The 11,659-nt window shown below is 74.6% G+C and carries 13 protein-coding genes; 5 read left to right on the forward strand and 8 right to left on the reverse strand.

The features are described from left to right. The first annotated feature begins 206 nt into the window (after window positions 1-206). Entirely contained in the window at window positions 207-509 is a 303-nt protein-coding gene (locus ABZ354_RS23780; protein ID WP_358659974.1) for a DUF6343 family protein, read from the forward strand. Window positions 510-567: 58 nt separating this feature from the next. Here the strand turns inward: ABZ354_RS23780 and ABZ354_RS23785 are convergent, their stop codons facing one another. Next, window positions 568-1,023, reverse strand: coding sequence for an archease (locus tag ABZ354_RS23785; protein WP_358659976.1), 456 nt, complete (start codon window positions 1,021-1,023; stop codon window positions 568-570). Between the two features lie 166 nt (window positions 1,024-1,189). Between ABZ354_RS23785 and ABZ354_RS23790 the strand changes: the two genes are divergently transcribed. Beyond that, entirely contained in the window at window positions 1,190-1,846 is a 657-nt protein-coding gene (locus ABZ354_RS23790) for a dienelactone hydrolase family protein (RefSeq protein WP_358659865.1), read from the forward strand. A 78-nt stretch (window positions 1,847-1,924) separates the two neighbouring features. Here the strand turns inward: ABZ354_RS23790 and ABZ354_RS23795 are convergent, their stop codons facing one another. Next, window positions 1,925-3,364: an FAD-dependent oxidoreductase gene (locus tag ABZ354_RS23795; RefSeq protein WP_358659867.1), complete on the reverse strand. Its 1,440-nt coding sequence runs from the start codon at window positions 3,362-3,364 to the stop codon at window positions 1,925-1,927. Window positions 3,365-3,415: 51 nt separating this feature from the next. Beyond that, entirely contained in the window at window positions 3,416-4,687 is a 1,272-nt protein-coding gene (locus ABZ354_RS23800) for a polysaccharide pyruvyl transferase family protein (RefSeq protein WP_358659869.1), read from the reverse strand. A gap of 322 nt (window positions 4,688-5,009) precedes the next feature. Between ABZ354_RS23800 and ABZ354_RS23805 the strand changes: the two genes are divergently transcribed. Continuing rightward, entirely contained in the window at window positions 5,010-5,669 is a 660-nt protein-coding gene (locus ABZ354_RS23805) for a phosphoribosyltransferase family protein (RefSeq protein ID WP_358659871.1), read from the forward strand. Window positions 5,670-5,840: 171 nt separating this feature from the next. Here ABZ354_RS23805 and ABZ354_RS23810 read toward each other — a convergent pair whose 3' ends face one another. The 4 genes from ABZ354_RS23810 to ABZ354_RS23825 form a co-directional block, all read right to left on the reverse strand. Continuing rightward, window positions 5,841-7,034 carry a CaiB/BaiF CoA-transferase family protein gene (locus ABZ354_RS23810; RefSeq protein ID WP_358659874.1) on the reverse strand — a complete coding sequence of 398 codons (1,194 nt, stop codon included), beginning with the start codon at window positions 7,032-7,034 and terminating at the stop codon, window positions 5,841-5,843. Between the two features lie 33 nt (window positions 7,035-7,067). Beyond that, a complete protein-coding gene (locus tag ABZ354_RS23815) occupies window positions 7,068-7,526 on the reverse strand; it encodes a MarR family transcriptional regulator (protein WP_358659876.1) in 459 nt (152 codons plus the stop codon). A gap of 274 nt (window positions 7,527-7,800) precedes the next feature. After that, window positions 7,801-8,019 (reverse strand): hypothetical protein, encoded by a 219-nt coding sequence (locus ABZ354_RS23820; RefSeq protein ID WP_358659878.1) that lies wholly within the window; start codon window positions 8,017-8,019, stop codon window positions 7,801-7,803. A 645-nt stretch (window positions 8,020-8,664) separates the two neighbouring features. Then, the gene (locus ABZ354_RS23825) at window positions 8,665-9,228 is read right to left on the reverse strand and encodes an NAD(P)H-dependent oxidoreductase (protein WP_358659880.1); all 564 of its coding nucleotides are present in this window, start codon (window positions 9,226-9,228) and stop codon (window positions 8,665-8,667) included. Window positions 9,229-9,357: 129 nt separating this feature from the next. On the opposite strand from ABZ354_RS23825, the gene ABZ354_RS23830 reads away from it, so the two are divergent. Together ABZ354_RS23830 and ABZ354_RS23835 are read left to right on the forward strand one after the other, a co-directional pair. Beyond that, entirely contained in the window at window positions 9,358-10,023 is a 666-nt protein-coding gene (locus ABZ354_RS23830) for a helix-turn-helix domain-containing protein (RefSeq protein WP_358659882.1), read from the forward strand. An 87-nt stretch (window positions 10,024-10,110) separates the two neighbouring features. Then, complete coding sequence (locus ABZ354_RS23835; RefSeq protein WP_358659884.1) at window positions 10,111-11,202, forward strand: LacI family DNA-binding transcriptional regulator; 1,092 nt, start codon at window positions 10,111-10,113, stop codon at window positions 11,200-11,202. 58 nt (window positions 11,203-11,260) lie between these two features. Here ABZ354_RS23835 and trxA read toward each other — a convergent pair whose 3' ends face one another. Beyond that, window positions 11,261-11,653 carry a thioredoxin gene (gene trxA / locus ABZ354_RS23840; protein WP_358659886.1) on the reverse strand — a complete coding sequence of 131 codons (393 nt, stop codon included), beginning with the start codon at window positions 11,651-11,653 and terminating at the stop codon, window positions 11,261-11,263. Window positions 11,654-11,659: the final 6 nt, after the last annotated feature.

Genomic DNA, 11,659 nt, shown 5'->3' on the forward strand with positions numbered 1-11,659 from the left:
GTCGCCCCCGGCGCGGCGCGGGTCGCCCCCGGCGCGGCGCGGGTCGCCCCCGGCGCGGCGCGGGTCGCCCCCGGCCGGTTTGGGCGCCCGCGTGCTGGCTACGCGGGCAGGAGTCCACGGGTGACGGGAGTCCCCGTGGGGACGGACGAGCAGGGTGAGGAGGCCGCGTGCGTACTCGGCGCCCCGACCGCCGCCCCCGGCCGCCGGTGCCCAGATCACGGTCCGGCGCGTTCGGGCGCCGCCGGCCGCGTACCGGCACGGAACCGGTGACCGCCCAGAGCGCGGTCCGGCTCCGCCGGCTGCTGGCGGCCCTCTTCCTGCCGCTCTTCGCCGCGGCCGCCGTCCTGTTCGCCGTACTGGCCGCCGAGGCGGAACCCGGCGACGCCCTCGACCGCGGCGATCTGGTCGTCCTGGCAGTCATGTGCGGGGTGTTCGCCCTGCTGGCGGCCGTCAACCTGTGGGTCCTCGGCCGCCGCCTGCGCCGCGAGCGGGGCGACGGACCCACCTGATCGCCCGCACCGCCCGGCCCCGGTCACGCACCAGCCCGGCCGATGCCCCGGGCACGCCTCACGCGTCCAGCGTCACCGCGCACGACCACCCGTAGGCGTCCGGCCCGATGTGCAGGTCCTGCCAGTCGACGAACCTCGGGGCGGTCCCGGTGACCCGCACCTCCGCGAGGCCGGCGACCGACAGCCGGATGTCGAGGCCACCCTCGGCGTCCTCCGCCTCGACGTCCACAGGGACCTGCCCGTGCACCTCGAGCCGGTAGATCACCTCGTCGAGCAGCGTGGCCAGCAGATCGTCGTCGCTGCCGTCGTCCAGCCGCAGCCGGTCCACGTCCGTGGCCCGTACCCCGGAGACGTCGGCGAAGCACTCCACCATGCCCACCACCGCCTCCGCCAGACACCGCTCGCGGTCCGCGGCCCACGCCTCGACGCGGATGTCCTCGGGGTGCGACACGGCGCGATGCCCGCTCTCGCCCTGCCGCCGTACCTGCCGGTCGTCGTCCGCCTCACCCACCATGCCCACCGACTTCCCTGACACGCGGCACGCATGCTGCCCCCGCGCGGAAGCGACCGGACACCGGCCCTGCCGACGGCCTTCCTGGGTACCCGGCCGCAGGGACGGACGGCCGTACGGCCGCACCACACCCCACGCCCCCCACCCCACCCGAGAAGGGGCGATCGCGATGATCTCCCACCTGGTCCGGGTTCCCGTCGGCGGTACGTCGCTCGCCGGCGACCTCGATCTGCCGGCCGCCGCACGCGGCGTGGTGCTGTTCGCCCACGGCAGCGGCAGCTCCCGGCACAGCCCCCGCAACCGTCGGGTGGCCGCCGACCTGCGCACCGCGGGCCTCGGCACCCTGCTGATGGACCTGCTCAGCGAGCCGGAGGAGCAGCGGGACCTGCTGACCGCCGAGCACCGCTTCGACATCCCCCTGCTGGGCCGCCGGCTCGTCGCGGCGATCGACTGGCTCGCAGGCCGGCCCGGGACGGCCGCGCTGCCCGTCGCCCTCTTCGGCGCCAGCACCGGCGCCGCCGCGGCCCTGGTCGCCGCCGCCGAGCGCCCCGACCGGGTGGTGGCCGTGGTGTCCCGGGGCGGCCGGCCCGACCTGGCGTACGGCGCCCTCGACGCGGTACGCGCACCCGTCCTGCTGATCGTCGGCGGCGACGACCCGGAGGTGCTGCGTCTCAACGAGGAGGCGGCGAGGCGCCTGCGCGCCCCGCACCAGGTACACGTGGTGCCGGGCGCCACCCACCTGTTCGAAGAACCCGGTGCGCTGGAACAGGTCGCCGCAGTGGCCCGCCACTGGTGCGAGGAGCGCGTCGGAGCCCCCACGGACTGACGACGGCTCCGTCAGCGGCATCCTGCCGGGCCACCGCGCGGACCGGGGCCCGCCGGTCGCGGGGACGACGGACGCGCCTCACTCACCCGCCGACGTGTCCAGCCGCAACCGCGCCCCCTGGCGGAGCAGTTCCTTCTGCACCAGCCGGTACGGCACCCCCCGGGGGCCGTGGCCGTGGCGGACCGTCAGGGCCGCGCACACCCCCGCGGCGTGTCCGGTCGCCATCGCGATGGGCATGATCCGGTACGAGGAGTGCGCGACGTGCGTGCCGGAGATGCAGCGCCCCGCCACCAGCAGCCGTTCCGTGCCGCGCGGCACGAGACAGCGCAGCGGGACGTCGTAGAACTGGCCCATCGGCACGCGCTTGAGGACCGTGCCCGCGCCCCGCGGGTTGTGGATGTCGACCGGGTACGCGCCGTGGGCGATCACGTCGGGGAACGCCTGGGCGCTCAGGATGTCGTTACCGGTGAGCTGGTAGTCGCCCAGCACCCGCCGGCTCTCCCGCACACCGATGTGCGTGCCGCTCTGCACGACGTACGACTCCTCGAAGCCGGGCACGCGCGTGCGCAGGAAGCGGTCGATCTGGGCGAGCTGGCGGCGGGCGGTGTACTCGGCGCGGGTCAGGTCCCACACGCTGGTGCCGAGCACCCGGTTCACCCGAGTGCTGTTGACGCTGACCTCGCGCGGATGCGGCGTGCCGAAGAAGAGGATGTCCTCGCGCGGCAGCCGCAGGTCGCCGTCCGCCCGCGCCTCCTCCACCAGGTCCCACAGGCCGTGTACGCCGCGCCACTGGTCGGGATGGGCGTGCACGTAGTCCGCGAAGTCCGGCCGGGCGAAGTCCGCGACGCGGAACATCAGCGTCATCGGCTGTACGAGCCCGTCCTCCCGCCGCCCGATCTCGTACGGCGCCCCGCAGGCGGCCGCGACGTCGCCGTCCCCGGTACAGTCCACCACCACCCCGGCGTCGATGACGACCGGCCCCGACTTGGTCTCGAACACCACCCGCCAGCCGTCGTCCAGCCCGACCGCGGTCGACGCGAACGCGTGGAACAGCAGCCGCACGCCCGAGTCGTCCATCATGTCGAGCAGCACCATCTTGAACAGTTCCGGGTCGAACGGCACCGTGTACCCGGTCCTGGGCGACGGCTTCAGCGCGCCGCCGCGCGACAGGAGCCGGTCCATCAGCCGCCACAGCACGCCCGCGACGACCGGCTCGCCCTCGCCGTGGTCGGTGGGCAGCAGCCGGGCGTTGTCACCGGCCTCGCTGAACGCGGCCTGCTTGTGCTCGTTGTGGAAGGACATCAGCGGCATCACGAGCGCCACGGTCGCGTTCCCGCCGAGGAAGCCGTACCGCTCCACCAGCACCACGTCCGCCCCGGCGTCCGCGGCTGCCACCGCAGCGGCGCACCCGGCGGGGCCGCCGCCCACCACCAGGACGTCGGTACGGCCGCCGTGCTGGGCTCGGCGGGGCGGCAGCGTCACGAACTCCGGATGCGGCGGCTCTCGCAGGATCGGCATCTGTGTCCTTCCCCTCCATCGTCCGGCCCGGCTCGTTCCGTTTCGGCCCGGTCACACGCTCAGCGAGCCCGCCGACGAGACGGCGACATCGACCGGGGCGGCCGGCTCCGCCCGTTCCCCCGGCTCGTTCGCAGCCACCGGTTCCGACGGTCGTGGGGCCGCGTCCGCGCGTTCGTCGTCGATGTCGTCCAGCAGGTTCCCGCACCGTACGCAGGTCTCCGTCGCCGTCGCCCGCAGTTCCTGTACGCGGACGCGCAGAGCCTCCCGTCGCTGCGGGAACTCGTCCCACAGCCGGTCCACCTCCGCCAGCAGCAGCCCCGCCTGTTCCCGCGCCACCCCGACCAGCGCCGGGGCACCCGTACGGCGCGCGAAGTCGAACACCTTCCCCGAGTACGGCAGCGGCAGCACCGGCAGACCGGCCAGCGACGCGAAGATCACGAAGTGCAGCCGCATGCCGACCGCCAGGTCCAGATGGCGCATGAAGCCCAGCACCTGCCCCGGGCTGTACGAGCCGTGCAGGATGCGGCCCTGGCCGGGTGCGGTCATGTGCGACAGCACGGCGTGCGCGTGCCGGACGTCGTGCCGTTCCATCGGCAGGAACACCACGTGCGCGTCCAGCCGCCGCACCAGGAAGTCGGCGACGTCGGCGAGCAGCGCGTGATAGTCGCCCTCGTCGAGCTTCTCCGCCGCCCGGCCGGGCTCCCGCACCGACATCCCGACCAGCCGGGCACCGGTCGGGATGCCCTCGTCGCGCATCATGGTGTCGGTGAACGGCTCGGGCGTCAGCAGCAGCGCCGGGTCCGCCGTGACGACGACGTCCCGCTCCAGGCCGACCTCCTCCAGCACCAGCCGGGACTCCTCGTCGCGCACCACGACGTCGTCCATGGCCGCCAGCACGGTCCGCACGGCCTCCCGGTCGTCCGGCTCGCGCAGCGGCCCCGCGCCCACCGCGTACGCGAAGGTGCGCACGCCGCGTTCCTGGGCGGCCCGCACCAGCCGCAGGTAGCGGCGCGCCTCACCGTCGTAGAGGATGCCGCCGCCGCCCAGCACCAGCAGATCGAGGGAGGCCAGCGTGTCCAGCACGTGGCTGAGGCTCACGCCTTCCCAGCCGAGCACCTGGTCGGCGGCTTGATGATGGGCCCGGGTGTGCTCGGCGTCGCGGCTGAACACCACCAGCTGGGCGTCGGGCCGCTGGGACCGCAGACAGTTCAGGACGCAGGACAGGATCGATTCGTCCCCGATGTTGAAACCGCCGTAGGAACCGAGCAGGCCGATGCGCGGGGCCGGCCGGTCGGGCGGCGGATGCGAGGGTGGAGTGGTCATCCGGGGGTCTCCCGTCAGTGGCTCGGGCGGTCTTCCGCCCGCCGGGGCCGGGCGTCGGTGGGATCGGGCGGGCGCGGTGGCGGGTGCCTCGCCCGCGCAGGTGGCCGGGTTGCCTCACCCGCCCCACGGGAAACGCGCCCGAACCGGGGACATTCCCGCCGTGCGCCCCGGCGCCCGGCGTGCGTCGGCGCGGCACCCCGGAGTGCATCGGCCGGCGGAGGAGGGGTACGCGGGGCCCGTCCGCGGGGCGGGCAGCATCTCGCCCTCGACGCGGACGCGTATACGCGTACGGACGCGGAGGCGGGAAGGAGGCGCCACGGCCATGCTGTTCCGTGATCGTCGCCAGGCCGGACGGGAACTGGCCGAAGAGCTGCGGAAACTCCAGGACGGCGGCGACCTGCCGGACCCCGTCGTCCTCGCCCTGCCGCGCGGCGGTGTCCCCGTGGCCCGCGAGGTCGCCCACGCCCTGCACGCCCCCCTCGACGTACTCGTCGTGCGGAAGATCGGTGCGCCCCACCACGAGGAGTACGGCGTCGGCGCGCTCGCCGGCGACGGCGAGCCTCTCTACGACGGCGCCGCCCTGGACCGGCTGGGCCTCGGCCCGGACGATCTGGCGCCGGTCGCGGAACGGGAGCGGACCGAGTTGCGGCGCCGCGAGCAGCGCTACCGGCAGGGCCGCCCCGCCCCGGAGGTCCGGGGCCGCACCGTGATCGTCGTCGACGACGGGCTGGCGACCGGGTCGACGGCCCGCGCCGCCCTGCGCGCCCTGCGTCGCCGGGCCCCCGCACGCACCGTGCTGGCCGTGCCGGTCGGCGCCCCGGAGGCGGCGAGGGCACTCCGCTCCGAGGCGGATCTCGTCGTCTGCCCGCACCGGCCGGACACGTTCATGGCCGTCGGCCAGTGGTACGACGACTTCGAGCAGCTCACGGACGATGACGTACTGGATGCCCTGCACGCCGGGCGGACGGTGGGACGAGGCTAGGGCGCCGGACCGCCAGGGTCGGGAGCGGGCCCATGCCGCCTCGCACCAGAGGTGCACGTGTGTGCAGGTGAGCAGAGGCGCGCGGGGATCCACGGGTGCGCGGGCGGACGTTCGGACCGTGCCGTCCGCCCGCAGGGGCGCAGGACTGCGCGGGTGCACGGGGGCGGCCGTTCAGACCACGCCGTCCGCCCGCAGTGCCGCGATGTCGGCGCCGGAGCGCCCCAGCTCGGCCAGGATGGCGTCGGTGTGCTCGCCGACCGCCGGTACCGGGCCCATACGCGGGGCCGTCCCCGCCAGGTCGGCCGGCGGCAGCAGCGCCTCGACGCTCGCCCCGCCGGGCACGGCGACCTCACGCCAGCGGTCCCGGCCGGCCAGCACCGGGTGGTCGAGGAAGGCGGCGATGTCGTTCACGCCGGCGCAGGCGATGCCGAGGGCCTGGAGTTCCGTCAGGATCTCGGCGGCGTCGGAGCGGGCGCACCGCTCGGCGACCACGGCGTTCAGCTCCGTGCGGTGGGCGACCCGGTCCGGGCCCGTCGCGAAACGCGGATCGTCGGTGAGCTCCGGCCGGCCGAGGAAGCCGGCGCACAGGGCGGCCCACTCGCGTGCGTTCTGGACGGAGAACAGCACCTCCTTGCCGTCGGCGGCGCGGTAGGTGCCGTACGGCGCGATGGTGGCGTGCTGCGTGCCCAGCCGCGGCGGCTGGCCACCGCCGTACCGGGTGTAGTACGCGGGCTGGCCCATCCACTCGGCCAGCGCCTCGAACAGCGACACCTCCACCGGGTGCGCGGTGCCCGTGGTGGCGCGGGTGTAGAGCGCGGTGAGGACGCCGCTGTACGCGTACATCCCGGCCGCGATGTCGGCGACGGAGATCCCGGTACGGGCGGTCTCCTCGGGCGTGCCGGTCAGGGACACCAGGCCGGTCTGGCACTGCACCAGCAGGTCGTACGCCTTGCGGTCGGCCCACGGCCCCGTGGTGCCGTAGCCGGAGATCGTGCACGGGACGAGGCGCGGGCAGCGGCGCGTCAGCTCGGCCGTGCCGAGGCCGAGCCGCTCCGTGGCACCCGGCGCGAGGTTCTGTACGAACACGTCGGCGCCGGCGAGGAGTTCGTACAGGACGTCGAGGCCGCGCGGGTCCTTGAGGTCGAGGGTCAGGGACTCCTTCGACCGGTTGAGCCACACGAAATAGCTGGAGTGGCCGTGCACGCTCGCGTCGTAGCGCCGGGCGAAGTCGCCCTCGCCGGGCCGTTCCACCTTGATCACCCGGGCGCCCAGGTCGGCGAGCTGCCGGGTGGCGTAGGGCGCGGCGACCGCCTGCTCCACGCTGACCACGGTGATCCCCGCCAGCGGCTGCCGCGGCGCACTCACGTCTGTATCCCGGGGACTCACGCGATCAGATGCTCACGCGGGGACGTGCAGTGATTCCACCGCACGCACCAGCGGGGCGAGTCCGGGGTCGGTGGCGGCCGTGTCGAGGGCCTCCCGGAGGGCGGCGGCGTTGGTGGGGCGGGCCTCCTGGAGGAGGGTGAGGCCGGTGTCGGTGACGTTGGTGTAGATGCCTCGGCGGTCGGTGGGGCAGAGGTGGCGCTCGAGCAGGCCGCGGTCTTCGAGGCGGGTGACGAGGCGGGTGGTGGCGCTCTGGCTGAGGACGACGGCGTCGGCGACCTGTTTCATCTGGAGGTGTCCGCCGGCGCCGTCGTGCTGGCGGCTGAGGACGTCGAGCAGGGAGTACTCGCGCACGCTCAGGTCGTGGCGGGCCTGCAGGGCGCGTTCGACGTGGGCCTCGATCCTGCCGTGCAGCAGGGAGAGGGCGCACCAGCCCTGCGCGAGGGCGGTGAGTGCCGGATCCGTCGCCGTCATGGTCCCTGTGTCCTCCGTCCGAACCGGCGACCCGCATCCCGTTACGGCCGCACTCCAGAGTAGGGCATCCGAAAATACCCGCGCCCGCATACAGCGGGACGGCCGGCCTGAGGGCCCGCACACGGAGAGGCAGGTCCGCGCGGGGCGAGAGGTGCGGACCGTTCACGGCGCCCGGCGGCCCCGCCCTCATCGCGGGCAACGGCCCGCCGTTCACGGCGAGCAGCGGCCCGCACCCGGCCGGGGCGCCGCCCTCAGTGGCCCCGGGCGGGCGGCGTCACTGCCACGCCGGGCTGGACTCGCTCAGCGGGGGCCTGCTGCGCGAGACGATCCGGGTGCCGCACGCGTCGGTCACACGGACCTGGAGCGACCCGCAGCCGCAACGCGTCCACACCGTGCTGCCGACCGCGGTGGTGTGGCACGACACCACCTGGAAGGGCTCGGCGCCGTCCGGCCAGCCGCAGTGCGGGCAGACCGGGCCGGTCGTACTGGTCATGAAGACTCCTTGTGCGTCGTGCGCGGTGAGTTCCGCGTGTGACGTCGCTACGTGCGGACGACTTGACGCGTATGCGTCCGGGCAGGGGCGCACCCGGTCCACGGCGCGGATACGGCAGCGAGCGGTGCGCCCGGTCCATGGTGCCCGGTGCGGGGCGGCCGCCGATCCGGCCGTCGCGCCACCGTCAGGGTGCGCCACCCGCTCCGTCCGCGTCCAGGCCGACTTCGGCCGACCTGGCCGTCATCAAGGCCACCCCGCGCGACCCCCCGCTCGGCGACACGCGCTTCGACCGACGGCCACTCCGCCCTCCGCGCCCGACCTCGGCGGTGGAGGTGGCCCTGCGCGAGCTGAGGGAGCCGGGGTCGGCGGCGGTGGCGCAGGAGAGACCGCCGGCCGCGGACGTGGCACGTGGGGCCCGCACGGTCAACCCCGGCGACGGAGCGAGTCCGCCCTCGGTGTGCGGGCCACCCCGTCCCGGGACGCGGGCCACCCGTCCTCGGCTGCGGCCCCTTCCCGGTCGGGCGTGCGAGCCGGCCGTCGTCCGGTGCGGGTCACTCGCCGTCGGCGCGCGACAACGCCCCGGGAGTCGACCCGCCTCGTCGCGAAGGCGTGGACTCCCGGGGCGTTCGCGGGCCTGACGGGCGGTCAGGCGGCGGCCGAACTCCCGGCCAGGCCGTGCACGCGGGCCACGACCTCGGTCAGCTGGGCCGCGACCTCGGCGTCGTCGGCCGGGTGGGTCTGCGCGAAACGCGTCACGGACCCCGGGATCGCCAGCTTGACGTCCTCCAGCACCTTGCCGCCCGCCACGCCCAGCGCCTTGCGCGTCTCGTCCTGCGCCCAGACGCCGCCGTACTGGCCGAAGGCGGTGCCCACCACGGCGACCGGCTTGCCGGTGAGCGCGCCGACGCCGTACGGCCGGGACAGCCAGTCGATGGCGTTCTTCAGCACGGCCGGGATGGTGCCGTTGTACTCCGGCGTGAACAGCAGCAGCGCGTCGGCGGAGCCCGCGGCCTCGCGCAGCTTCGCGGCGGCGGCCGGCACGGAGCCCTCGACGTCGATGTCCTCGTTGTAGAACGGGATGTCCGCCAGACCCTCGAACAGGTCCACGTCGGCGTCCTCGGGGGCGAGCTTGACGGCCGCCTCCGCGAGCTGACGGTTGTGGGAACCGGCGCGAAGGCTGCCGACGAGCGCGAGAATGCGAACAGACATGGTGAGAACTCCCTGGTTGACCCAAACGCGGTAGCACCGCCGCAGTAATACGGACCGAGGTCCGCTTCTGTTGTAGCACTTGAAACGGACCGCGGTCCAGTTTTGTTCCCCATGCTTTACGCTGGCGTCATGTCCGCCGCCCCGCGTCCCCTCCCGAACCCCGGGCAGGCCCAGCCCCCACCGCAGGTCGAACTGCTCCAGCTCGGCTCCGCCGGCGACGAGCCCTGCCTGCGCGCCGACGCCGCACGCAACCGGGCCCGGCTGCTGGAGGCGGCCGAGCGCCTCGTGGCCGAGCACGGCGCGAGCTGCCTCACGATGGAGGCGGTGGCCGCCGCGGCCTCGGTCGGCAAGGGCACGGTCTTCCGCCGCTTCGGCGACCGCACCGGCCTGCTCCTGGCCCTGCTGGACCACTCCGAGAAGAAGTTCCAGGCCGCACTGCTCGGCGGACCCCCGCCGCTCGGCCCCGGAGCACCGGCCGTCGAGCGTCTGAAGGCCTTCGGCTGCGCACTGCTGCGCCGCACGGCCGACGAACTCGACCTGCAACTCGCCGCCGAACCCACCCCGGACCGCCGCTTCACCCCGCCCCCCCGACGCTTCCTGCGCGGCCACCTCACCCTGCTGCTGCGCGAGGCGGCCCCGGACGCGGACGGCGAACTCCTCGCCCACACCCTGCTGAGCACGCTCGACCCGGCGCTCGTCCACCACCTCACCCAGCAGCGCGGCATGCCCCTGGAGCGGCTGGAGACGGCCTGGCTCGACCTGGTCACCAGGGTGACCCGCACGACGCGGCGATAGCGCCCGCCCCATCCGGTCCCGGCCCGTCACCAGGACGTTCCCGCACGGCTTCCCCCGGCCGCGAGCGCGCACCGCGCTTCTGCCAAGATGCCGTACGCCATGGTGCAGATACCGAAGACGCTCGCGACCGATCCCGGCCTCCCGGCGCCGCGCGCGCAGGGGACACCCCCCTTACCCCCGTCGCCCCCGCACGCCGTGCCCACGAGCGCCGATGTCGCCCGCCTGGCCGGCGTCTCCCGCGCGACCGTCTCCTACGTCCTCAACAAGACCAGAGCCGTACGCATCAGCGAACCCACCCGTCGCCGGGTGCACGCCGCCGCGCGCGAACTCGGCTACGTCCCGCACGCCGCCGCCCGCAGTCTGCGCGCCGGACACAGCCGCATGGTCCTGATGCCCGCCCCGGACTTCCCCGTCGGGCCGCTCTACAGCCGCTTCATCGCCGAACTGCAGTGTGCGCTCAGCCGCCTCGACTACACCGTCGTCCAGTACGGCACGCCCGGCCCGCACGACGACGAGGCCGCCCGTGCCTGGGCCGAACTGCGGCCGGTCGCCGTCCTCGTGCCCGGCTCCGGGCTCGGCCCCCGGGGTGTCGCGGTCCTCAAACGCTCCGGCGCCCGCGCCGTCGTCACCCTCGGCCCCGAGTCCGTCGAGGGCGCGCACGCACTGCTCATGGACCACCAGGCGGTCGGCCACCGCGCCGCCCGCCACCTCTACGAGCGAGGCAGGCGCCGCATCGGCGTGGTCATGCCCCGCGAAACCGGTCTGGAACTGTTCTCCGCGCCCCGCCTCGCAGGCGTACGGCGCGCCCTGCGCGGCACCGGCGCCACCGTCACCGAACTCCCCCTCGCCCACGAGGAGGAGTCGGCCGCCCGGCTCGCCGCCCGCTGGCGGGACCTCGGCCTCGACGCGGTATTCACGTACAACGACGAGTACGCGATGCTGCTGATGGCCGCCCTGCGCGACGAGGGCGTCGCCGTCCCCGGCGAGACGGCCGTGATCGGCGCCGACGACCTGATGCTCGGCCGGCTGCTGCGGCCCCGGCTGAGCACCGTCCGGATCGCACTGCCCTCGGGGCGCGACCTCGCCGAGCTGGTCGACCGCGTCGTCCGCGACCCCGCCACCGCACCCGAACAGCGCAAGGCGCTGGGGGCGTCGGTCGTCCACCGGGAGTCCACGTGACGCCGAGGACGTGGCCGCACGGACCCCACAGGCGCGCGTGAACCGGGGCCGGACGGCCCTACTGGCCCTTCTGCTCCGCCTCCGCCTTGGCCTGCTGCTCCGCGGCCGCCTTGCGGACCTCGTCCATGTCCAGCTTCCGCGCCTGCCCGATGACATCCGTCAGCGCGGCCTCGGGCAACGCACCCGGCTGGGCGAACACGGCCACCTGGTCACGGACGATCATCAGCGTGGGAATCGACTGGATACCGAAGGCCGCGGCCAGCTCCGGCTGCGCCTCGGTGTCCACCTTCCCGAAGACCAGGTCCGGGTTCTCCCCCGCCGCCTTCTCGTAGACCGGGGCGAACTGCCGGCACGGACCGCACCAGGACGCCCAGAAGTCGATCAGGACGAATTCGTTGTCCGTGACCATCTGGTCGAAGTTCTCCTTGGTGAGCTCCACGGTGCTGCTCATGGCGTG

It is taken from the genome of Streptomyces sp. NPDC005925, from assembly GCF_040638805.1.
Taxonomy (GTDB): domain Bacteria; phylum Actinomycetota; class Actinomycetes; order Streptomycetales; family Streptomycetaceae; genus Streptomyces.

What these genes read in the sequence shown, in the direction of transcription:
- ABZ354_RS23785 (WP_358659976.1), bottom strand. Translation starts at nt 1,023, where the DNA reads ATGGTGGGTGAGGCGGACGACGACCGGCAGGTACGGCGGCAGGGCGAG.
- ABZ354_RS23790 (WP_358659865.1), top strand. Translation starts at nt 1,190, where the DNA reads ATGATCTCCCACCTGGTCCGGGTTCCCGTCGGCGGTACGTCGCTCGCC.
- ABZ354_RS23795 (WP_358659867.1), bottom strand. Translation starts at nt 3,364, where the DNA reads ATGCCGATCCTGCGAGAGCCGCCGCATCCGGAGTTCGTGACGCTGCCG.
- ABZ354_RS23800 (WP_358659869.1), bottom strand. Translation starts at nt 4,687, where the DNA reads ATGACCACTCCACCCTCGCATCCGCCGCCCGACCGGCCGGCCCCGCGC.
- ABZ354_RS23805 (WP_358659871.1), top strand. Translation starts at nt 5,010, where the DNA reads ATGCTGTTCCGTGATCGTCGCCAGGCCGGACGGGAACTGGCCGAAGAG.
- ABZ354_RS23815 (WP_358659876.1), bottom strand. Translation starts at nt 7,526, where the DNA reads ATGACGGCGACGGATCCGGCACTCACCGCCCTCGCGCAGGGCTGGTGC.
- ABZ354_RS23820 (WP_358659878.1), bottom strand. Translation starts at nt 8,019, where the DNA reads ATGACCAGTACGACCGGCCCGGTCTGCCCGCACTGCGGCTGGCCGGAC.
- ABZ354_RS23825 (WP_358659880.1), bottom strand. Translation starts at nt 9,228, where the DNA reads ATGTCTGTTCGCATTCTCGCGCTCGTCGGCAGCCTTCGCGCCGGTTCC.
- ABZ354_RS23830 (WP_358659882.1), top strand. Translation starts at nt 9,358, where the DNA reads ATGTCCGCCGCCCCGCGTCCCCTCCCGAACCCCGGGCAGGCCCAGCCC.
- ABZ354_RS23835 (WP_358659884.1), top strand. Translation starts at nt 10,111, where the DNA reads ATGCCGTACGCCATGGTGCAGATACCGAAGACGCTCGCGACCGATCCC.
- trxA (WP_358659886.1), bottom strand. Translation starts at nt 11,653, where the DNA reads ATGAGCAGCACCGTGGAGCTCACCAAGGAGAACTTCGACCAGATGGTC.